20 protein-coding genes are annotated in these 20,631 nt (G+C 64.2%); 10 read left to right on the top strand and 10 right to left on the bottom strand.

The genetic code is table 11. The features are described from left to right. Nucleotides 1–45 precede the first annotated feature (45 nt). On the top strand, nt 46–444 hold the full coding sequence (locus ASG84_RS22865) for a hypothetical protein (RefSeq protein ID WP_057479253.1): 399 nt from the start codon (nt 46–48) through the stop codon (nt 442–444). Nucleotides 445–482: 38 nt separating this feature from the next. Here ASG84_RS22865 and ASG84_RS22860 read toward each other — a convergent pair whose 3' ends face one another. The 6 genes from ASG84_RS22860 to ASG84_RS22835 form a co-directional block, all read right to left on the bottom strand. Beyond that, the gene (locus ASG84_RS22860; RefSeq protein ID WP_057479252.1) at nt 483–1,967 is read right to left on the bottom strand and encodes a carboxyl transferase domain-containing protein; all 1,485 of its coding nucleotides are present in this window, start codon (nt 1,965–1,967) and stop codon (nt 483–485) included. 10 nt (nt 1,968–1,977) lie between these two features. Further along, entirely contained in the window at nt 1,978–3,177 is a 1,200-nt protein-coding gene (locus ASG84_RS22855) for an ABC transporter permease (RefSeq protein WP_057479251.1), read from the bottom strand. Further along, nucleotides 3,174–4,067: an ABC transporter ATP-binding protein gene (locus tag ASG84_RS22850; protein ID WP_057479250.1), complete on the bottom strand. Its 894-nt coding sequence runs from the start codon at nt 4,065–4,067 to the stop codon at nt 3,174–3,176. The genes ASG84_RS22855 and ASG84_RS22850 overlap by 4 nt, the downstream gene beginning before the upstream one ends. A 16-nt stretch (nt 4,068–4,083) precedes the next feature. After that, the gene (locus tag ASG84_RS22845) at nt 4,084–4,632 is read right to left on the bottom strand and encodes a hypothetical protein (RefSeq protein ID WP_057479249.1); all 549 of its coding nucleotides are present in this window, start codon (nt 4,630–4,632) and stop codon (nt 4,084–4,086) included. Beyond that, nucleotides 4,629–4,901 (bottom strand): helix-turn-helix transcriptional regulator, encoded by a 273-nt coding sequence (locus tag ASG84_RS22840; protein ID WP_032371288.1) that lies wholly within the window; start codon nt 4,899–4,901, stop codon nt 4,629–4,631. Before ASG84_RS22840 ends, ASG84_RS22845 begins: the two co-directional genes overlap by 4 nt. A gap of 64 nt (nt 4,902–4,965) precedes the next feature. Beyond that, nucleotides 4,966–5,421 carry a MarR family winged helix-turn-helix transcriptional regulator gene (locus tag ASG84_RS22835; protein ID WP_057479248.1) on the bottom strand — a complete coding sequence of 152 codons (456 nt, stop codon included), beginning with the start codon at nt 5,419–5,421 and terminating at the stop codon, nt 4,966–4,968. Between the two features lie 80 nt (nt 5,422–5,501). Between ASG84_RS22835 and ASG84_RS22830 the strand changes: the two genes are divergently transcribed. After that, nucleotides 5,502–6,332, top strand: coding sequence for an alpha/beta fold hydrolase (locus ASG84_RS22830; RefSeq protein ID WP_057479247.1), 831 nt, complete (start codon nt 5,502–5,504; stop codon nt 6,330–6,332). Nucleotides 6,333–6,396: 64 nt separating this feature from the next. Here the strand turns inward: ASG84_RS22830 and ASG84_RS22825 are convergent, their stop codons facing one another. Next, nucleotides 6,397–8,028: an ABC-F family ATP-binding cassette domain-containing protein gene (locus tag ASG84_RS22825; RefSeq protein ID WP_057479246.1), complete on the bottom strand. Its 1,632-nt coding sequence runs from the start codon at nt 8,026–8,028 to the stop codon at nt 6,397–6,399. A gap of 54 nt (nt 8,029–8,082) precedes the next feature. On the opposite strand from ASG84_RS22825, the gene ASG84_RS22820 reads away from it, so the two are divergent. Together ASG84_RS22820 and ASG84_RS22815 are read left to right on the top strand one after the other, a co-directional pair. Further along, nucleotides 8,083–8,931, top strand: a complete 849-nt coding sequence (locus ASG84_RS22820) for an aldo/keto reductase (RefSeq protein ID WP_057479245.1) — start codon at nt 8,083–8,085, stop codon at nt 8,929–8,931. 63 nt (nt 8,932–8,994) lie between these two features. Then, entirely contained in the window at nt 8,995–9,816 is an 822-nt protein-coding gene (locus ASG84_RS22815; protein ID WP_057479244.1) for a uroporphyrinogen-III synthase, read from the top strand. Here ASG84_RS22815 and ASG84_RS22810 read toward each other — a convergent pair. Then, a complete protein-coding gene (locus ASG84_RS22810; protein ID WP_057479340.1) occupies nt 9,813–10,886 on the bottom strand; it encodes an NAD(P)-binding domain-containing protein in 1,074 nt (357 codons plus the stop codon). The two genes, ASG84_RS22815 and ASG84_RS22810, sit on opposite strands and share 4 nt — an antisense overlap. A gap of 56 nt (nt 10,887–10,942) precedes the next feature. Between ASG84_RS22810 and ASG84_RS22805 the strand changes: the two genes are divergently transcribed. The 3 genes from ASG84_RS22805 to ASG84_RS22795 all read left to right on the top strand — a co-directional run bounded on the left by ASG84_RS22805 (nt 10,943) and on the right by ASG84_RS22795 (nt 13,872). Continuing rightward, nucleotides 10,943–11,674 (top strand): enoyl-CoA hydratase, encoded by a 732-nt coding sequence (locus ASG84_RS22805; protein ID WP_057479243.1) that lies wholly within the window; start codon nt 10,943–10,945, stop codon nt 11,672–11,674. Further along, nucleotides 11,671–13,005, top strand: a complete 1,335-nt coding sequence (locus ASG84_RS22800) for an ammonium transporter (protein ID WP_057479242.1) — start codon at nt 11,671–11,673, stop codon at nt 13,003–13,005. Before ASG84_RS22805 ends, ASG84_RS22800 begins: the two co-directional genes overlap by 4 nt. A gap of 192 nt (nt 13,006–13,197) precedes the next feature. Next, on the top strand, nt 13,198–13,872 hold the full coding sequence (locus ASG84_RS22795) for a hypothetical protein (RefSeq protein ID WP_057479241.1): 675 nt from the start codon (nt 13,198–13,200) through the stop codon (nt 13,870–13,872). A gap of 60 nt (nt 13,873–13,932) precedes the next feature. On the opposite strand, the gene ASG84_RS22790 is transcribed toward ASG84_RS22795, so the two are convergent. After that, nucleotides 13,933–14,880 (bottom strand): alpha/beta fold hydrolase, encoded by a 948-nt coding sequence (locus ASG84_RS22790; RefSeq protein ID WP_057479240.1) that lies wholly within the window; start codon nt 14,878–14,880, stop codon nt 13,933–13,935. Nucleotides 14,881–15,077: 197 nt separating this feature from the next. Between ASG84_RS22790 and shbA the strand changes: the two genes are divergently transcribed. Together shbA and ASG84_RS22780 are read left to right on the top strand one after the other, a co-directional pair. Continuing rightward, the gene (gene shbA / locus ASG84_RS22785; protein ID WP_057479239.1) at nt 15,078–15,659 is read left to right on the top strand and encodes an RNA polymerase sigma factor ShbA; all 582 of its coding nucleotides are present in this window, start codon (nt 15,078–15,080) and stop codon (nt 15,657–15,659) included. A gap of 103 nt (nt 15,660–15,762) precedes the next feature. After that, entirely contained in the window at nt 15,763–17,409 is a 1,647-nt protein-coding gene (locus tag ASG84_RS22780; RefSeq protein ID WP_057479238.1) for a purine-cytosine permease family protein, read from the top strand. Nucleotides 17,410–17,479: 70 nt separating this feature from the next. Here ASG84_RS22780 and htpG read toward each other — a convergent pair whose 3' ends face one another. Next, nucleotides 17,480–19,405, bottom strand: coding sequence for a molecular chaperone HtpG (gene htpG, locus ASG84_RS22775; RefSeq protein WP_057479237.1), 1,926 nt, complete (start codon nt 19,403–19,405; stop codon nt 17,480–17,482). Nucleotides 19,406–19,499: 94 nt separating this feature from the next. On the opposite strand from htpG, the gene ASG84_RS22770 reads away from it, so the two are divergent. Next, on the top strand, nt 19,500–20,615 hold the full coding sequence (locus ASG84_RS22770; RefSeq protein ID WP_057479339.1) for an MBL fold metallo-hydrolase: 1,116 nt from the start codon (nt 19,500–19,502) through the stop codon (nt 20,613–20,615). The last annotated feature ends 16 nt before the right edge of the window (nt 20,616–20,631 follow it).

The raw sequence follows: 20,631 nt of genomic DNA, 5'->3' as shown, positions 1-20,631 counted from the left end.
CAACACCTCTGTTCGACGCCTCCGCACAGCGCAAGACTGCTTCTCATGACACTTCTCGACATGCTTCCGTCTCTCGGTGCCGCCTATGTTGCGCGGTGCGATCCTTCGCTGTGGCCCGCCGACACGCACTGTGTATGCGGCCGGATCGTCGTCGACGGCGTTGCGCTGGAGGATCTGGCCGATGCCCAGGGCACACCGGTGCAGTGGGGCCGCATCCTGGTGACTCGGGTGCGCTCGGTCATCGCAGGCGAAGTGGGCGTCGATGCCGAATTCGGTGACCTGCTGCAGGCTGTGGTGGTCAACCGGCATTCGGTGGGTCCGGTGGTCAAGGTCGACGTGCACAGCCCAGGGCGCAGCTGCGTCAGTCCGGTGGAGTTGCCCGCCGACCTCCGTGCGGGTGACGTGGTGGCGCTCGTGACCTCGCAGGTGCACGAAAGTTCGTAGCAGGTTACGAAGTTCCGTTCACATGCGGCGCCAGCCGCTCACCCCAGCGTGCGGTAGCGAGCGAGTCTGGATCGCGTGCGGGCAGCGGTGCCGACGGTCGACAACCCGCGCAGTTCTCGGATGATGGCATCGGCGATGCGACCGGAGAATGCGGCCGGCTCGTCGGCCGCGTCGGGGAGTTCGGGGACGACGGCGTCGACGATGCCGTCGCGCATGAGGTCGACCGACCGAATTCCCTGCGCCTCGGCCATGTCCGGTGCATGTGCGGTGTCGCGGTGCACGATGGCACTGGCCCCCTCGGGCGGAAGTGGTGCAAGCCAAGCGTTCTGGGCGCACAGCACTCGATCGGCAGGCAGCAGTGCGAGTGCGCCGCCGCCGGTGCCTTGGCCGAGCAGCACCGACACCGTGGGGGTGTCGACGGTGACCAGATCGGAGATCGAGCGGGCGATCTCGGGTGCCAGACCTCCTTCCTCGGCCTCCCTGGACAGTGCTGCACCGAACGTGTCGATGACGAGCACGAGGGGCAGCCGGAGCTCCTCGGCGAGACGCATGCCGCGGCGTGCTTCGCGGAGTGCTGCCGGGCCCATCGTTGCCGTGGCGGTACTGCTGCTTCGGTCGTTGCCGAACAGCACGCACGACACGCCACGAATACGGCACAGTGACAGGAGAATCGAGGTATCGGCCTCACCCTGGCCGGTCCCGCTGAGCGGAACGTGCTCGGACGCAGCATGTTCGATGATCTGCCGAATCCCTGGCCGATCTGCCCGGCGAGAAGACTGCACCGAGTGCCAGGCCGACTGCTCCGGTACGACGTACCGCTCGTCCTCCACGAGATCGGGCCACTCGGTGACGTCGAGGATGACGCGCAGGGCTCGGGTGAGAAGATTTCTCAGTTGATCGACCGGCACCACCCCGTCGATGACCCCATGTTGGTAGAGGTTCTCGGCGGTCTGGACACCCTCGGGAAATGGCTTGTCGTACAACGCCTGGTAGACGCGGGGGCCGAGAAATCCTATGAGCGCTTCGGGTTCGGCGACGGTGACGTGAGCCAATGATCCCCAGGATGCGAAGACGCCGCCGGTAGTGGGATTGCGGAGGTACACCAGATAGGGCAGATGGGCCATCTTGTGCGCGGTGACGGCGGCGGCGATCTTGACCATCTGCACGAACGCGAGAGTGCCCTCCTGCATTCGCGTTCCGCCGGAGGTGGGGGAGGCGATCAGCGGGAGCCGTTCGGCGGTGGCGCGTTCGACAGCGGAGGTGATGCGCTCGGCCGCCGCAACGCCGATGGAGCCGGCGAGAAAGGCGAACTCGCAGGCGATGATCACCACTCGTCGGCCCTCGATGGTGCCCTCGCCCGTCAATACCGATTCGTCGACGCCACTCTTTTCGCGAGCCTTGGCCAGGTCCTTCAGATAGGCCTCCCCAGGACGAACGTCCACCGGCGTGGAGTCCCACGACACGAACGATCCGCCGTCGAGAACGGAATCGAGAATCTCGGCGGCGGACGTCCGTGGGCTCATGACGCGAACTCTATCGAGCGAACGCTTCCTTCCAGGAGACGGTCTTGCCGATTCGGAGAATGGAGCGCTGGTAGATCTTCGCCGCGCCCATCGCCAGAATCGCGGTGGTGATGATCATCAGGACCGCCGATCCGACGATCTGCACCGGAGAGGTCACACCGGCAGCGATGCGCAACGGCATCATGATCGCGGAGAACGGAGGGATCCAGCTCAATGTGTTCGCGAGGGTGCTCTCCGGATCGCTGACAGAGTAGAAGGCCGCGAAGAACATGGCCATGATCAGGATCAGCAGCGGCATGGTCGTCGAGTTCACGTCCTCTTGCCGCGAGACCATGGAACCGCCCGCCGCATAGAGCACCGCGAAGAAGGCAAAGCCCAAGATGAACCAGGCCAGCGTGGCAGCGAAGACACTGACGGCGGCACCGGTGACGGTGAGCACGCCCGTGCCCAATCCTGCTCCCACACCGGCTATTCCGTACAGAGCGAGCTGCAGGATGCCGACCGCACCGATGCCGAGGATCTTGCCCCAGAGTAGCTGCAGTGGGCGAACGGTGGAGAGCAGCAGTTCGACGACACGCGACGACTTCTCTTCGACGACACCCATCGCGACGTACATGCCGAAGCCGATGATCTGGGCGTACAGCAGGAAAACAGCGGAGAGGGCCAGCGCGGTCCGTTGACCGGCTTCGGGGTCGGGCGGATCGATCGCGTCGACGGTGACCGTCGCGGCGCTCGTTGCTGCCCCGAGCTCGTTCTGGTCGACGCCCTGTTGCGCCAGTGCAGAATTCGTGGCTTGCGTCGCGACACTGCCCTCGACGACGGCGCGCAGCGTTCCGGTCAGATCGGACTCGGTGACGGCGGTGTACGCGCCTGCGGTTCCGTCCGGAACCAGCGCCACGTCCAGGTCGCCGGATTCGACGCCGCTCCGTGCGGCCGCTGCGTCGGCGATCTCGCGAACCTCGACGGGCGAACCGACGGCGTCTCCGGTTGCTTCCACTATGGCCGCGATGGATTGATCGCCCGCGATTCCGACCACGTCGCGTTCCTCGTCACCGCTGCCGGAGAAGATCGAGTACGCGATGATGCCGCCGACGATGACGGCGAGAATGATGACGTTGCTGATGACGAAGCTCTTCTTCATCACCTGAACGGTGAACTCGCGCTTGGCGATCAGTGAGACCGCGCTGAAGGAATTCAGTTGTGAGCTCATGCCACTACCGCCTCTCGGAACAGGTCGCTCAGGGAAGGTTTCTGAATGGAGAATTCGTGGACCGGTCCGGTCGCGAGCGCGGCCCGCAGAACCGATTGATCGTCGGCTCCCGGTGCCAACCCCAGTACGGTGACGCCGTCGCTGTGGCCGAGGGTGCTCACTCCGGCGATGCCCGACGCCCATCCGGGGGCAGCGTTCGGTGCGTGGACGTGCAGGTGCGAATCTCCCGATCCGCGGAGCTCGTCGACGGTGCCGACGGCCTTCATCGAGCCGGCCGCGATGATGCCGACGCGGTCGCACAGGCGTTGCACCAGATCGAGCTGGTGGCTCGAGAACACCACCGGCACTCCGGCAGCGGCCTTTTCGCGTAGTACCTCGCTCATGACGTCGACGGCGATCGGGTCGAGGCCGGAGAACGGCTCGTCCAACACGAGAACCGCGGGATCGTGCACCAGCGCTGCTGCCAACTGCACGCGCTGCTGGTTACCCAGGCTGAGGGCGTCGACGGTGTCGTTCACTCGCTCGTCGATGCCGAGACGTTCGGTCCAGCGAATCACCGCGGCTTTGGCATCCTTCGACGACAAGCCGTGCAGCTCGGCCATGTACGCCAATTGCGGGCCGACCTTCATCTTCGGGTACAGGCCGCGCTCCTCGGGCATGTACCCGATGGTGCGGCGGACGTCGAGGTCGACGGGCCTGCCGCCCAACAGAACCTGGCCGGAGTCAGCGGACAGAACTCCGAGCGCAATGCGCATCGTGGTGGTCTTGCCTGCGCCGTTGCTGCCGACGAAGCCGAACAGCTCGCCCGGCCGGACGTCGAAACTGAGGTTGTCGAGGGCGATCTTGTCGCCGTATCTCTTGGAGACGGAGTCGATCGTGAGGGTGCTCATGGTGCCCTTTCGGTCGTTACTGCTGGTCGAAAACTTCGGAGTCTTCTGGTTCGGGGTCGGGGGTGATCCAGGCGAGAATGATTGCTGGAGAGCACCCGCCGGCCAGCAAGGCAGCGAGCGTCCACAAAGCTCCTGCGTAAGCCAGGTTTTCGTTGTCGTACGCTCCCGACAGCACTATCAGAATCAGAACTGCCACCATCACCAGGGCCTGCGTGACAGTGAGGCCGATCGAGCGTGCTTCGTTGCGCTGCTGCACTTCCCATTCGTCGAGTGCGCCCACCGGTGCATCGCTGTGGCGACGGGACACTGTTTGCAGCATCGTCCACGTGACGAGAAACATCACCGTGGCCGGGATCCATGCGATCGGTGCCCACCGCGAGAACAGGGACCACACGGCAACCACTATCAGGGTGAGCAAGGACGCCATCAGTGAGACGGCGAGAATGCGTCGACGTTTCTGCGTGCGCCAGTTCGGGAGCCAGTGACGGGATGTCGCGTCGTTCTCCAAGAAGCGCCGCGTGCGGTATGCCTGATAACGGGTGAGGATGTCGGGCTGCGTGTTCATCGATCCTTCTCCCTTCGGAAGAGTTCGGCGGAGAGTGGTCCGAGTTCTTCCCGTGAGAACACTGCTTCGATCGGCAGATCGAACACGTCGCAGATGCGCATCGCGAGGTCGAGGCTCGGGTAGTGGTCGCCTCGTTCGAGGGCCCCCACCGTCTGGGGATTCACTTCGACGAGTTCGGCCAGTTGCGCGCGGCTCATCTTCCGTTCAGCCCGCAGAACACCCACCCTGTTGTAGATCGGGAGCGCGGTACCGCGCTTTACGGGGCTCATGACAATGAAGTGTTGTATAAACCCAACAATCTGTCAACGGGTAATAACGGATTGCTCGGGTTGGCTACGTTTCCTGTTGCTCTCGGGCGTCGGCGACGATGGCGCGCATCGTCGTCAGAAACTCGTCGATCGTCGACCGCTGCTCGGGTGTGAAACGCGCCAGCTCGTCGACTGCTCGGCCGATGACGGGGCCGAAGAACGTAGTGCCGAGCTCCGACGCATGAGCGGTCACGCGTAGCAGAACTCGCCGGCGATCGGATGGGTCCGCTTCCCGTGCTACCAAGTCTCGCTTGCTCATTCGATCGACCAGGGCCGTGACCGACGCGGATTCCAAGCCCAGCTGGGTTCCCAGCCAGCCGGGCGTGGCGCGCGTTCCGGCTCGGTCGGCATCGAGCAGGCAGATGAGCGCCCGGATATCCGTCGGGTGGAGCGCATGTCTCTGTGCGAACTCCGCGCCCAGAAGGTCGAGGTCGACGGTCAACGCACGTAGCTGATGGACGGCGGAGGCGGGCTCGGTCATGTGCTGATCCCTCGGGAGATGCTGGACGTAACGTCTCTCTATTGTCTACTATCTCGATCATCGAGAGAATAGGGGTGCCAGTGACGCTGGACAGATTCTTCACGGCCTACGACCGAGTACTGCAGAAGTGGCCGGCAGATTCCCAGGCCATCGACGTGAGCACGGTGCACGGCACCACCCGAATCAACGCTTGCGGTCCCGTCGACGGTCCGGCGCTGGTGCTGCTGCCGGGGGCCGGCGCCACGTCGACCGTCTGGTTCGCCAACGTTGCGGCGCTCTCGCAGCACTATCGGGTGTACGCGGTGGACTTGATGGGCGACGTCGGACGGAGCGTTCCCGGAGAGCAGTCCATCGACTCCGTCGACAAGCTGCTGAACTGGGTGTCCGCGGTGCTGGATGAGCTGGGACTGCCAACAGCAGCATTGTGCGGCCATTCCTATGGGGCGATGATCGCGTTGGCTTACGCCCTACGCAACGAAAACCGCGTCGATGCGCTGACACTGCTCGATCCCAATTCCTGTTTCGGCTCCATGAGTCCGCGATACCTGATTCACGCCCTGCCGATATTGCTGTCTCGCAACGAGAAACGCCAGCGCAGCTTCGTGCGATGGGAAACCGATGGTGTGCAGCTGGATTCGGACTGGCTCGACGTACTCGCTCTGGGGGCCGCGTATGCCCCGACCACAAAAACCATCGTCCCGAAGCGGCCGAAACCCGGTGCGTTCAATAACTTCGGCGTGCGCACCACCGTGGTGCTGGCAGCGAAAGGAAAGGTACACAACGCGTCCAAGATCGAAGCGACTGTGCATACTGTTCTGCCCCAGGCGAGGACGGTGATACTAGCGAACGCCACGCACCACGGGTTGCCGATGATCCCTGCCACCGAGGTGAACGAGACTTTGCTGAGTTGACGTGAATCGGGTGCAGCTGACCGCGCTCACCGCGGTCAGCTGCACCCGATTTCGATCACCGCCACTACTGTTCCGACAGCTGCCCGTCGGCCATCGTCCAGTGCCTCGTGCTGCGGACCGTGTCGAGCATTCGGCGGTCGTGCGTCACCAGCAGCAACGTGCCCTCGAAGTTCTCCATCGCACGTTCGAGTTGTTCGATGGCGGGCAGGTCGAGGTGGTTGGTCGGCTCGTCCAAGACGAGCAAATTCACTCCACGGGCCTGCAGCAGTGCGAGTGCGGCACGGGTTCGCTCACCGGGCGAGAGTGAGGACGCCGGCCGCAGTGCGTCGTCGCCGCGCAGACCGAACTTGGCCAGCAGCGTGCGCACCTCGGCGTCGGGCCACTCGGGAACTGCTGCACTCAAAGCGTCGGATACGGTGCCGTCACCGACGAAATAAGCTCGTGCCTGGTCGATTTCACCGATGGCGACTCCGGATCCCAATGACGCAGTGCCCCCATCGGGGCTCAGGCGGCCCAGCAGTACCGATAACAGCGTGGTCTTGCCGGAGCCGTTGGGACCGGTGATCAGGATTCGATCGCCCCACTCGATCTGCGTCGTCACCGGGCCGAATGTGAACCCGGATCGGCGCACGAGAGCACCGCTCAGAACCGAGACGACGGTGCCGCTACGGGGAGCCGCCGCGATTTCCATGCGCAGTTCCCACTCCTTGCGCGGTTCTTCCACCACTTCGAGTCGTTCGATGCGGCGTTGTGTCTGACGAGCTTTCGCGGCTTGCTTCTCGGTCGACTCGGCGCGCGTCTTGCGGGCGATCTTGTCGTTGTCGGTGGCCTTTCGGCGGGCATTGCGTACCCCGGACTCCATCCAGTTCCGCTGCATCTGGGCCCGGGACTCCAACGCCGACTTGGTGTCTGCGAACTCGTCGTACTTCTCCCGCGCATGCTGGCGCGCTATTTCGCGTTCCGCCAGATAGGACTGGTAGCTGCCGTCGTACACGTCGATGCGGCGCTGCGCCCGATCGAGCTCGACGACGCCCGTCACCGTCCGCGCCAGAAACTCACGATCGTGACTGACGACGACGATTGCCGCTCGAGTGGCGACGACGAACTGCTCGAGCTGTTCGAGACCGGCGAGATCGAGGTCGTTGGTGGGCTCGTCGAGCAGCAGGATGTCGTAGCGGGCGAGCAGAATCGCGGCAAGACCGGCGCGGGCAGCCTGCCCACCCGACAGGTCCGTCATCAGTGCAGACCCGTCGACCTCGAGGCCGAGATCCGCAAGCACTTTCGCGGTTCGCTCCGCCAGATCCGCGCCGCCGAGGGCCAGCCATCGTTCCAGCGCCGGGGTGTAAAGATCGTCATCGCTTGAACCGAGAGCCTCGGCGGCGGCGTTCATGGACGATTCTGCCGCCGTGACTCCGGTGCGTCGACCGAGGAAATCCAGCACCGTTTCCCCGGCTATCCGTTCGGGCTCCTGCGCCAGGTAACCCACAGTCGCATCCGGCGGACTGGTGTAGATCTCACCCTCGTGATCGGCTGTGCCCACACCCGCGAGCAGGGTCAACAGCGTCGACTTACCCGCGCCGTTCGCACCGACCAGACCGATGACGTCGCCCTCGGTCACCGTCAGATCGAGGCCGGAGAACAGGGTGCGATCGCCGTGAAAGGCGGCGAGATCGTCGATACGAAGCGTTGCGGTCACACGGAAACACTAAGGGGCGGGAACAACACCACCCCACTCACCGTTGCCATTTGTATGACGTATTCAGCCGAGACCAGTACTGTCCCGACCATCGTGCTCAACGACGGCACGTCCATTCCCCAGCTCGGGTTCGGTGTGTGGCAGGTTCCCGACGACGGTGCCCAGGCCGCAGTGGCCGAGGCGTTGAAGGTCGGCTACCGCAGCATCGACACCGCCAAGGTGTACGAGAACGAGGCCGGCACCGGCAAAGCGATCGCGGAGTCCGGAATTGCCCGCGACGAGCTGTTCATCACCACCAAGTTGTGGAACGACGATCAGGGCTACGACTCCACGTTGAAGGCGTTCGACGCCAGCATGGATCGCCTCGGACTCGAGTACCTCGACCTGTACCTCATTCACTGGCAGCAGCTCGATCGCGACAAGTACATCGATACGTTCAAGGCTTTCCAGAAGCTCAAGGCCGATGGCCGGATCGGTTCGATCGGCGTCTCCAATTTCACCATCCCCACCCTCGAGAAGCTGATCGACGCGGTCGGCGAGACGCCGTCGGTCAACCAGATCGAGCTGCATCCGCGTCTGATCCAGGAAGAGATGCGCGCTTTCCACACCTCGAAGGGCATCGCCACCGAGGCCTGGAGCCCGCTCGGGTCCGGCACCGTCCTGGACGATCCGGCCTTCGCGCCCATCGCCGAGGCACACGGAGTCACCCCGGCCCAGGTGATCCTGCGCTGGCACATCCAGCTCGGCAACGTCGTGATCCCCAAGTCGGTCACCCCCGAGCGCATCGCCAGCAACTTCGACGTCTTCGGCTTCGAGCTGAGCAACGACGAACTTCAGCAGATCAACGCGCTGGACTCCGCCGACGGCCGCACCGGCCCGGACCCGGACAAGTTCAGCAGCTGACGTGAATGGAACTTCGTAGCCCACTACGAAGTTCCGCTCACGTCGGGGGCCTAGTCTGTACCCATGTCGGAACCGCTCGACGGCAAGACCGTTGCCCTCACCGCCGAGCGGCGTGCGGACGAATTGGCCACCATGCTCGAACGCCGCGGCGCGAACATCGTTCACGCCGCGGCGATTCACGTTCTGCCCCTGATAGACGACTCCGAGTTGAAGTCCGCCACCGAGGGCATCGTCGAGCGCCCACCGCAGATCGTCGTGATCAGCACGGGCATCGGTTTCCGGGGCTGGCTCGACGCGGCGGCCGACTGGGGTATGCGCGACGACCTCCTTGCAGCGCTGGGGCAGACGCGAATCATCGCCCGAGGTCCCAAGGCGCGCGGGGCAATTCGCGGCACGGGGCTTCGTGACGAGTGGTCGCCGGCCACCGAGGCCTCGCAGGAAGTATCCGATCATCTTGCCGCCGAGGGTGTTTCGGGGGTCGACGTCGCGGTTCAGCTGCACGGCGTCATCACCGAATGGGAACCGACGATCCACCTCAGTGATGCGCTGAGCGAACTCGGTGCACGTGTCCGACCGATCCCGGTGTACCGCTGGATTCGCCCGGTCGACCAGGCCCCGCTCATCGACCTGTTGGCGCAGATCATCGAGCACCGAGTGGACGCGGTGACGTTCACCAGTGCCCCCGCCGTCGCGTCCCTGCTCTCCACGGCCAAGGACAACGGTCTGCTCGACGCTTTCCTTGACGCGCTCCGAGGCCCAGTCGCCGCGATCTGCGTGGGGCCGGTGACGTCGGCTCCGTTGGATGCGTTGGACGTTCCGACCTCGATGCCGAGCCGTGCGCGTCTGGGTTCCCTGGCCAAGTTCGTCGTCGAGCAACTCGGTTAACCCAGAGTCTCGAGCAACTCCGTCACCGCGGCCCGTCCGGCCCGGTTCGCTCCGATCGTGCTTGCAGACGGCCCGTAGCCGAGCAGGTGGACGCGGTGGTTCGCTGCCACGCGGGTGGCGAGCCTGCCGTCCATGACGATCCCTCCGCCGTGCCCGCGCAAACGCAGTGGAGCCAAGTGGTCGAGGGCGCTGCGAAAACCGGTGGCCCACAGAATCACATCCGCGTGTTGGCTCGATCCGTCGTCCCACACCACCGAATCTGTGGTGATCTTCGAGAACATCGGCTTGCGCTCGAGTGCGCCGCGCTCGCGTGCTGCGGCCAACGACGGCGTCAGCAACAACCCGGTCACCGACACGACCGAGCCCGGCGGCAGACCCGCCCGCACCCGCTCCTCGACCATCGCCACGGCCGTGCGTCCGGCATTCTGATCGAACTCGCCGTCCCGGAACACCGGTGGTCGACGCGTCACCCACGTAGTCGTCGTCACCTGAGAAATCTCGTCGAGCAGCTGGACGGCCGAGATCCCGCCGCCCACCACCACGACGTGCTTGCCGGCGAACTCGTCGGCCGTCCGGTAATCCTTCGTATGCAGTTGCCGGCCGGTGAACGTCTCGGCTCCGTCGTAATGCGGAACGAACGGCTTCTCCCACGTTCCTGTCGCGTTGATCAATCCCTCGGCCATGACGACCGTCTCCCCGGCCTCGATCCGGAAAAGAGGTTCACGATCGCACACGACGGTGACCGTGACGGGGCGTCGAACATGCAGTTCGAAGCGGTCCTCGTACTCGCGGTAGTAGCGGGGAACGGCTTCGGCCGCCGCGATGGTGTCGGCCGGCTCGTCGCCCAGCGTTTCCGCGAAGGCCATACCGGGCAGGTCGTGTACTCCGTTGACGGTGCTCAGCGTCAGCGAGGGCCACCGGAACTGCCAGGCGCCGCCGGGGCCGGGGGCGCTGTCCAGCATCACGAAGCCTGTCTCTGCGTTCAGGCCTGCGCGGTGAAGGTGGTAGCCGGCCGAGAGCCCGGCCTGCCCCGCGCCGATGACGGCAACTCGAGTGTCGATCACGGTCACCAGTAGATCAGCCACCCAGTAGGTAAAACCGGTACTGGTCGGTAACCTCTGCTTTCGTGATCGGACTCTCTCGTGACGGCGATGTCGTCACTCTCGAATTGCAGCGGCCGGATCGACGCAATGCGTTGAACACGGAGCTGTGTCTTGCCGTGCGCCAGGGTGTCGAACAGGCCGAGCGTGACGGGGCCCGGGTTCTCGTCATCACCGGGCAGGGCACCACCTTCTGTGCGGGCGCGGATCTGACCGGTGATGCGTTTCCGGACTCGTTCGGGCAGATTCTCGAAGAGATGTTGATCGCCGTCGAGTCCGTGTCGATTCCGGTGGTCGCGGCGATCAACGGTCCGGCCGTGGGGGCAGGCACCCAGTTGGCGATCGCCTGCGATCTGCGGGTGGTCGCGCCCGACGCATTTTTCGAGATCCCTTCGACGCGCCTCGGTATCGCGGTGAGCAACTGGACCATCCGACGGTTGGCTGCGCTCGCCGGTGGGGGAGTGGCGCGCACGATTCTGCTCGGCGGGGAGCGGGTGCACGCAGAGCAGGCGTACACGTGCGGGCTGGCCAACAAACTCGGCGACCGGGGCGTTGCGACGCAGTGGGCACAGTCGATCACCGAACTCGCTCCGCTGGCCCTGAAACACCTCAAGCTCGTGTTCAACGACGACGAGATTCACGATGATCCGACGCCGGAGCAGCAGGCCGCATTCGAAGCCGCGTGGAGCAGCGAGGACATGAAGGAAGCGCGCCGCGCACGTGCCGAGAAGCGCAAGCCGAAGTTCGTGGGCAAGTGATCAGCGGAGCGCCCGACGCGGGCGATACCGCCTGGCTGCTGGCCAGTACTGCGCTGGTGCTGCTGATGACGCCCGGCCTGGCCTTCTTCTACGGCGGCATGGTGCGCTCGAAGAGCGTGCTGAACATGATGATGATGAGCCTGTCGGCCATCGCCGTGGTGTGGCTGCTGTGGTTGGCGTTCGGCTTCTCGATGGTGTTCGGCGACAACGTGATCGGCGGGTGGATCGGAAACCCGTTGCAGTACGCCGGTTTCGAGGGTTTGCTCGGCGGGGTGTACACCTCGGCCGGGGGAGCGGTATCGATTCCGTTGGTGGGAACCGTTCCGGCACTGGTGTTCGCGGCATTCCAGGCCGGATTCGCCATGGTAACGGTGGCGCTGATCTCCGGCGCTGTCGCAGACCGCATGCGGTTCGTTCCCTGGGTGCTGTTCGCGGCGTTGTGGTCCACCCTCGTGTATTTCCCGGTGGCGCACTGGGTGTTCTCGCTCGACGGACTCACCAGTGAGTTCGGTGGATGGTTGACCAACAAGCTCGGCGCGATCGACTTCGCCGGCGGTACCGCGGTGGAGATCAACGCCGGAGTCGCCGGGCTGGTGCTTGCGCTCGTGGTCGGCAAGCGGAGCGGGTGGCCGCGAGATCCCATGCGCCCACACAACCTTCCGGCCGTCATGCTCGGTGCCGGATTGCTGTGGTTCGGTTGGTTCGGCTTCAACGCGGGGTCGTCGTTGGCCGCGGACGGCGTCGCCGCTGTGGCCTTGGTGAACACGATGGGTGCCGGCGCGCTGTCCATGGCCGCCTGGCTCGTCGTCGAGAAGTGGCGGGACGGTCACGCCACGTCGTTCGGCGCGGCCTCCGGCGTCGTGGCCGGGTTGGTGGCCATCACACCGTCGTGCGCGGCAGTCACCCCGATAGGTGCCGCAGCAATCGGCATCGCGTCGGGTGCACTGTGCGCTCTGGCCATCGGCCTCAAATACCGCTTCGGGTACGACGATTCACTCGATGTCGTCGGCGTGCACCTGGTCGGTGGCATCGTCGGCACGCTGATGATCGGGCTCGTTGCCAGTGCGCAGATGCCGGCGGGTGTGGACGGTCTGCTCTACGGCGGCGGCCTGCATCAGCTGGGGGTACAGGCGATCGCGGTGGTGGCAGTGTTCGCCTACTGCGCGGTGGTCACCACCGGCATCGCGTTCGCGATCAAGGCGGTCATGGGTGTGCGTGCCGATGCACAGCACGAAGCCGACGGCCTCGACGAGCACGAGCACGCCGAGTCCGCGTACGACTTCGGAGTGGGCCACGGAGGCAGCAACAAGCCTGGCCTTTTCGGTAAGTAGGGCCAACCCGTACGCGACCTTTACGAACCACATGGTACTTGAAAAGTGTTGTGTCCCTTTTGGGTTGATGCGTTCGATCGTTGTTCGCTTCGACCCCGTTCGTTCATCTTCGGTTCGCCTGACCCGCTTGTCGTTCCCATAGTTTTTCGCTGCTCGGTATCGAGTGATGGACACGACGAAAGACAGAGGAACATGAAGCTGACTCGATTCGCGGCAACGTCCGCATTGGTCATTGCAGCGATGACGACCGCCATGGGCACCGCCTATGCGGATCCGGCACCGGCTCCCGCCGCTGCCGTCGGGTGGAACGTCACCCAGGCCGGCAACCAGGTCCTCGTCGACACGACGGCCGGCACCCTGAGCAACGAGGACAACCACCTCGTTGTCCGTGACGCCAATGGCGCACTGGTCGAATCCGTACCGCTGGCCATTGCCGCGGACGGTTTCTCGCACCCCGTCGCCGCCGTCATCGACGGAAACCACGCCACCCTGACCGCCGATGCCTCACCTGCCGCGGCAACCCCGGTCTCCACCTCCCTTCCCGGCCTGCAGCAGGTCGACCTGCCCGCCGCAGTCGCAGGCGTCAAGGACAACCTCAGCCTCACGGCTTCTGTCGGCGGATTCCTCGGTGCTGCAACCGGAATCGTCGGCGGATGCATCCTCGGAATCATCACCGGAGTCGTCGTGACTGCCCCGGTCGCAACTCTCCTCGGAATGGGCCCCATCGGCGGCTGTGTCATCGGCGCGATCGCTCTCGGTTCCATCGGATCGCTTGCCGGTACCGCCGGCGGTGGCCTCGGTGCGGTTGCAGCCAACGCCGGACAGTTCATCCAGCTCCTCAACGCTCCGCCCGCAGTCAAGAAGTAGTACACCGTAAAGCTGTGGCCCGCATCGGATATCCGGTGTGGGCCACAGTCGTCCGGAGGTCTACCGAGCCAGGGCGAGATCGCCCACGTGAGCACGCCGAGCTGCCGTCACGAGTTCTACGACGGCGTCCGCCACCTCGTGTGCTCGTTCGAGAATCACCATGTGTCCGGCCTGCGCGACGCGCACCAGCCGTGCGTCGGGAAGATGGGCGGCAAGGGTTTCCGAGTGTCGCATCGGGGTCATCAGGTCGTCCGAGCCGCAGAGCACCAAGGTGGGAATCGAGGCGAGCGCGGCCAGGCCGGCCACTTCGTCGAGTGCGCAGAAAGCCCCGAGGAATCCTGCCATCGTCACGATGGACGTCTCCCCGAGCATCGCCGTCGCCAGTGTCACCACCCGGGGGCTCACCTTTCGGGATCCGCATCCGGCCGTCCGCACTATCGGCGCACACACACCGCGACTGAGTTTCTTGGCACCCGACATCAGTCGAGGGGCGCGTCGAACAGCCGCCTGAAACGCAGACACAGCCGGATGCGCAAGGCAACTACCGAGTCCGTCGTCGGTGATGCCGCCCGCGGACGTTGCGATCAACCCGACCCCGACCAGACGCGTGCCGATGGCGTCGGGGTACTGGCGCGCGTAGGACAGCGCCGTCATTCCGCCCATGGAGTGTCCGATCACGACGAACGGTCCCACCGGTACGACCGCGCGGATCACGTCGGCCAGATCCTCGCCGAGCTGATCGATGGTGCAGCTCTCCGAGGTGGCCGCACTCGATTCCCCGTGGCCCCGGTGGTCGTACATCACGATTCGTACGTCGTCTCCCCAGGTCTGCTCCACCTGTCGACGCAGATCGGTCCACGACTGCATGCGCAGGCAGTGCCCATGCACGAACACCGCGGTCAGCGGCGCATTCGGGTGTCCGAATTCCCGAACCGCCAGGGCAGTGCCATCAGCGGCAGCGACGGTGCTGCGGCGACCGACCTGATGGATCTGCTCGCTGGTGTTCATGTGCGCTCCGCGGGTGTGAGGGTCACGTGCTGCGACGACGGTGTTGTCCGGTACTTCGCTCCTGCGACACGCCGTGTTACCTGAATCACATTCTTCTTGGATGTGGTAGCCGCTGCGACCAAGCCGAAAGGGAATCTGCGCCGAAGCACTCATGAGCGTTCAGGAGAGGACGCGCGTTGCCAGTGAGGAGATCGGCCATGAGCGAGACCGTGGACAGGCTGGAAAAGGTCGTGCCGCATGCCGTGGCGGGAGATCGAACCGCCCTCGAGCAGGTGCTCGTGCTGATCCAGCCCCCGGTACGCAGATATTGCGCCGCCCGGATAGGCAACCTCGACGTCGCCGCCGACGATGTGGTGCAGGACGTGTGCCTTGCGCTCGTTACCGCCATACCCAAGTACCGCGACATGGGCAAGCCCTTCATGGCCTTCGTCTACGGAATCGCTGCCCACAAGTTGGCCGATGCCGGACGTAAATCGGTACTGCGTCAGACGTTCTCCATCGACGAAATGCCGGAGGAGCAGTCTCAGGACGCCGGTCCGGAGCAGCTCGCTCTCGGTGGCGAACTCCGTAGTCATGCCCAAGCGCTGATGGACACTCTGCCCACGAAGTACCGCAAGATCATTCTGATGCGAGTGGTCTGGGGTCTGACGGCACCGCAAACTGGCGAAGCGCTGGGAATGACGGCCGGTGCGGTGCGGGTGGCTCAGCATCGGGCGATGAACATGCTCCGTGCCGAACTGTCCAACTTCTCGCTGCTGGCGGCACCCGCAGTCGCCTGATAGAGCCTCGAACGCGGGAAATGTCCGAAACGCCGGATTTTTTTACATTAGCTACACAGACGTAAGACATCACGGCAACGCGACGGATCTACGTTACTGATCCATGACCGCCGTACAGCCTGCGCCGACAGACACCGCGCTGAAAGAGACGCTCGAGGACTACACGCTGCGCTTCGCGCCGCGTAGCTACCGCAAGTGGGGAACCGGTGTTGTCGCGACGTCCGCACTCGGCGGAATCGCGTATCTCGCGGACTTCGCCATCGGTGCCAATATCGGAATCTCGTACGGAACCGGGAACGCGCTCTGGGGCATCCTGGTGTTCGCCGTCGTGATCTTCCTGACCGGGCTCCCGCTCGCCTACTATGCCGCCCGCTACAACATCGACCTCGATTTGATCACTCGGGGAAGCGGATTCGGGTACTACGGTTCGGTGGTCACCAACGTCATCTTTGCGACGTTCACGTTCATCTTCTTCGCGCTCGAAGGTTCGATCATGGCGCAAGGACTCGAACTGGGGCTGAGTATTCCGTTGCCCATCGGGTACGCGGTCTCGACCATCATGGTGATTCCGTTGGTGATCTACGGTATGAAAGCCCTTGCCAAGCTGCAGGTCTGGACCACCCCGCTGTGGCTCGTGCTGATGGTGTTGCCGTTCGTCTACCTGGTGATCAGCAATCCCGATTCGGTCGGGGAGTTCTTCGCCTACGGCGGTCAGGACGGAGCCGACGGTAAGGGCGTCAATGTCGGATCGGCATTGCTGGCCGCGGGCGTGTGTCTCTCGCTCATCGCGCAGATCGCCGAGCAGATCGACTACCTACGATTCATGCCGCCGAAGACACCGGAAAATTCTCGACGCTGGTGGACGGCAGTGCTTCTCGCTGGACCGGGCTGGGTCATCTTCGGTGCGCTCAAGCAGGTCGTCGGTCTGTTCCTCGCCGTGTATCTGATCGCCAACGTCGTCGACGGATCGACGATTGCCAACGAGCCGGTGCACCAGTTCCTGGAGATCTATGAGAACTTCATGCCGGGTTGGCTCGCGATGACCCTCGCGGTGATCCTGGTCGTCATCAGCCAGATCAAGATCAACGTGACCAACGCCTATTCCGGATCGCTGGCATGGACCAACTCCTACACCCGCCTCACCAAGACGTACCCCGGCCGCATGGTGTTCGTGCTGTTCAATCTCGCGATCGCGCTGATCCTGATGGAAGCCAACATGTTCGACTTCCTCAACAGCATCCTCGGCTTCTACGCCAACTGCGGTATCGCATGGATCGCCGTCGTGGCCTCGGACATCGTCTTCAACAAGTACATCCTGAAGCTCTCGCCCAAGGTGCCCGAGTTCCGACGCGGCATGCTCTACAACATCAACCCGGTGGGCTTCGGATCGATGGCGGTATCGGCGATCCTGTCGATTCTGGTGTTCTTCGGTGCCTTCGGATCTGCGATCAAACCGTATTCGCCGATCGTGGCTCTCGTTCTCGCACTGGTACTTCCGCCCATCCTGGCGATGGCGACCAAGGGCAAGTACTACCTGCGGCGCACAGACGACGGTATCGATCTACCGATGTTCGACGAGCACGGCAACCCGTCCGACGAGCTCGTGATGTGCCACGTCAGTGGCATGGAATTCGAGCGACCCGACATGATCGCGTCCAACGTGCCGGGGCCGAACGGGGAGAAGCAGTACATCAGCTCCCTGTCGCTGAGCACCGACAAGACGGGTGAGCACATCCTGCCCCCGCAGTGAGCCCGCCGCGCCGCACGTGCGCGTTTTGCGTACCCACAGGGGCGCAAAACGCGCACGACGGGCGAAGCCCTTACACCGTGCGGGTTAGGCGATCGGCGAGGAGCTTGGAGAACTTCGCCGGATCCTTCAGTTCCGTACCTTCGGCGAGAAGTGCCGTCGCGTAGAGCAATTCGGCGGTCTCGGCGAGGTGCGGGTCGTCACTGCGATCCTCGCGAGCCTTCTTCAATCCCGTCACCAGATCATGGGTGGGGTTGAGTTCGAGGATGCGCTTGGAGGTCGGCACGAACTGTCCCGACGCCTTGTACATCTTCTCGAGCTGCGGAGAGAAGCTGAACTCGTCGCCGACGACGCAGGCCGGTGACGTCGTCAGGCGCGTCGACAGACGTACCTCCTTCACGTCCTCGCCGAGGGTCTCGGTGAGCCAGGTGAGCAGGTCGGCGAATTCCTTGTCCTGCTCCTCGCGCTTGGCCTCGGACTCCTTCTTCTCCTCCTCGGTGTCGAGGTCCACCTCGCCCTTGGCGATGGACTGGAACGACTTTCCGTCGAATTCGGTGACGTTGCCGACCCACACCTCGTCGACCGAATCGGTGAGGAGGAGCACCTCGAGCCCGCGAGCCTTGAAGGCCTCCATGTGCGGCGAGCTCTCGATCTGCTGACGGGATTCGCCCGTCATGTAGTAGATCTGCTGCTGCCCGTCCTTCATCCGGTCGACGTACTCGGCGAGGGTGGTCACGCCCTCCTCGGAGTTGGTGGACGCGAACGACGCGATGCCCAAGAGGGTTTCGCGGTTGTCGTTGTCGGAGATCAGGCCCTCCTTGAGGACCGTGCCGAACTGCGACCACAGCGTCTTGTACTTGTCGGGCTGCTCGCTCTGCAGCTCCTTGACCGTCGAGAGCACCTTCTTGGTGAGGCGTCGGCGGATCGCGCGGATCTGCCGATCCTGCTGCAGGATCTCGCGAGAGACGTTGAGCGAGAGGTCTGCTGCGTCGACGACACCCTTGACGAAGCGCAGGTACTCGGGCAGCAGTTCCTGCGAGTCGTCCATGATGAACACGCGCTTGACGTACAGGTGCACGCCGGCCTTGCTCTCGCGCATGAAGAGGTCGAACGGTGCCTGCGACGGAATGAACAGCAGCGCTTGGTATTCGAACGTGCCCTCGGCCTTGAAGGGAATGACCTCGAGCGGCTCGTCCCAAGCGTGGCTGACGTGCTTGTAGAACTCCTTGTATTCCTCCTCGGACACCTCGTCCTTGGAGCGGGTCCACAGTGCCTTCTGCGAGTTGATCGTTTCGGTCTCGATCGTGACCGTGTCCTCGCCGCCCTCTTCGTCACTCTTGACGCGCTTTTCGACGTCGATGCGAATGGGCCAGGCAATGAAGTCGGAGTACTTCTTGACCAGTTCCTTGATCTTGCGCTCGGACGCGTAGTCGTGGAGGTGGTCCTCCTCGTCGGCCGGCTTGAGGGCCAATGTCACCGAGGAGCCCTGCGGGGCGTCGTCGACGTCGGTGATCTCGTAGGTGCCCTCGCCGGTGGACTCCCACTTGGTGGCAGTGCTCTCGCCGGCTTTGCGGGTGAGCAGCGTGACCTTCTCGGCCACCATGAACGTGGAGTAGAAGCCGATGCCGAACTGGCCGATCAGTTCCTCGGACGCAGCTGCATCCTTGGCTTCCTTGAGCTTCTTGCGCACCTCGGCGGTGCCGGACTTGGCGAGCGTGCCGATCAGGTCGATCACCTCGGACCTGGACATGCCGATGCCGTTGTCGCGGATGGTGAGGGTACGGGCGGCGGAGTCGATATCGATCTCGATGTGCAGATCCGAGACGTCGACGTCCAGGTCCTTGTTGCGGTACGACTCCAGGCGCAGCTTGTCCAGCGCGTCCGAGGAGTTCGAGATCAGTTCACGGAGAAAGCTGTCCTTGTTGGAGTAGATGGAGTGCACCATCAGATCCAGGAGCTGACGCGTCTCCGCCTGGAATTCGAGCTGTTCGGTACTCAATGTCTCCCCTTCTAGCAGCAAAACCGACGCGAATATTCTACGGCAAGGCTACGGGTGAGCTGCGCAGACGTCGGCGCCGCCTACTGTGGTGGCCGTGACGAAGACGAAACTCGTACTGGGAGCAACGGGAGCACTGAGCGGGGCATGGTTGGCCCGGGCGCTGTGGGGTCTTCCGTCGGCCATCGGTGCCCGACGCGTGCACATCACCCCGTACGCCGCCGGATCGCCGCGATACCGCGACCGTCGGTTCCACAATTCGGACCCCAGCTCGAGCTACGTGCCGGGGCGAGGCGACAAGGGCGAGAAGAACATGCTCGTTTCGCTCGTCACCGAACGCGGCAAGGGGCGGCCGCAGCGACCGATCCCGCTGGCCCCGCCGATCGCTCCCGTGGATGCGGGTGAGCTTGCGGTCACCTGGTACGGCCACTCGAGCGTGCTCATCGAGGTCGACGGCTACCGCGTTCTCGCGGATCCGGTGTGGAGCAATCGCGTGTCGCCGTCGACTGTGGTCGGGCCCGCGCGGCTGCATCCGACTCCGGTCGAGTTGATCGACCTGCCGCGCGTCGACGCCATCGTGATCTCCCATGATCATTACGACCACCTCGACAAGGCGACGGTGCAGAAGTTGGCGAGCACGCAGTCGGCACCGTTCGTCGTGCCGTTGGGAATCGGCGCGCACCTGCGCAAGTGGCGGGTGCCCGAGGAACGCATCATCGAGTTGGACTGGGACGAGCAGACGAACATCGGTGGCCTGACCGTCACCTGCACCGAAGCTCGGCACTTCTCGGGCCGTGGCCTGACCCGCGATTCGACGCAGTGGGCGTCCTGGGCCTTTGCCGGTCCGGTTCGTCGTGTCTTCTTCGGCGGCGACACCGGCTACACACCGAAGTTCGCCGAGATCGGCAGCAACTACGGACCGTTCGACCTGACCCTTCTTCCCGTCGGGGCCTACGACGTGCGCTGGCCGGACATCCACATGAATCCGGAGGAAGCAGTCACCGCGCACGTGGACCTGACGGCGTCGGGCATCTTCGTGCCTATTCACTGGGCGACGTTCAACCTGGCTTTTCACCCGTGGTCCGAGCCGATCGTGCGCCTACACGCCGCTGCCCAGGACGTCGGGGTACAGGTGGCGGTGCCGATGCCGGGGCAACGAATAGACGGCACGCGAACGCTGCACGACGATCGTTGGTGGGCTCGGCTGGGCTGACCGACCGGGTTTAGGC

It is taken from the genome of Rhodococcus sp. Leaf278, assembly GCF_001426085.1.
Classification (GTDB): domain Bacteria; phylum Actinomycetota; class Actinomycetes; order Mycobacteriales; family Mycobacteriaceae; genus Rhodococcoides.
This window is presented reverse-complemented; position numbering and strand designations above follow the sequence as displayed.

Coding starts and splice junctions, on each gene's coding strand:
- ASG84_RS22780 (WP_057479238.1), top strand. CDS start 15,763: ATGACCGCCGTACAGCCTGCGCCGACAGACACCGCGCTGAAAGAGACG.
- ASG84_RS22855 (WP_057479251.1), bottom strand. CDS start 3,177: ATGAGCTCACAACTGAATTCCTTCAGCGCGGTCTCACTGATCGCCAAG.
- ASG84_RS22850 (WP_057479250.1), bottom strand. CDS start 4,067: ATGAGCACCCTCACGATCGACTCCGTCTCCAAGAGATACGGCGACAAG.
- shbA (WP_057479239.1), top strand. CDS start 15,078: ATGAGCGAGACCGTGGACAGGCTGGAAAAGGTCGTGCCGCATGCCGTG.
- ASG84_RS22865 (WP_057479253.1), top strand. CDS start 46: ATGACACTTCTCGACATGCTTCCGTCTCTCGGTGCCGCCTATGTTGCG.
- ASG84_RS22790 (WP_057479240.1), bottom strand. CDS start 14,880: ATGAACACCAGCGAGCAGATCCATCAGGTCGGTCGCCGCAGCACCGTC.
- ASG84_RS22795 (WP_057479241.1), top strand. CDS start 13,198: ATGAAGCTGACTCGATTCGCGGCAACGTCCGCATTGGTCATTGCAGCG.
- ASG84_RS22815 (WP_057479244.1), top strand. CDS start 8,995: ATGTCGGAACCGCTCGACGGCAAGACCGTTGCCCTCACCGCCGAGCGG.
- ASG84_RS22820 (WP_057479245.1), top strand. CDS start 8,083: ATGACGTATTCAGCCGAGACCAGTACTGTCCCGACCATCGTGCTCAAC.
- ASG84_RS22845 (WP_057479249.1), bottom strand. CDS start 4,632: ATGAACACGCAGCCCGACATCCTCACCCGTTATCAGGCATACCGCACG.
- ASG84_RS22860 (WP_057479252.1), bottom strand. CDS start 1,967: ATGAGCCCACGGACGTCCGCCGCCGAGATTCTCGATTCCGTTCTCGAC.
- ASG84_RS22840 (WP_032371288.1), bottom strand. CDS start 4,901: ATGAGCCCCGTAAAGCGCGGTACCGCGCTCCCGATCTACAACAGGGTG.
- ASG84_RS22835 (WP_057479248.1), bottom strand. CDS start 5,421: ATGACCGAGCCCGCCTCCGCCGTCCATCAGCTACGTGCGTTGACCGTC.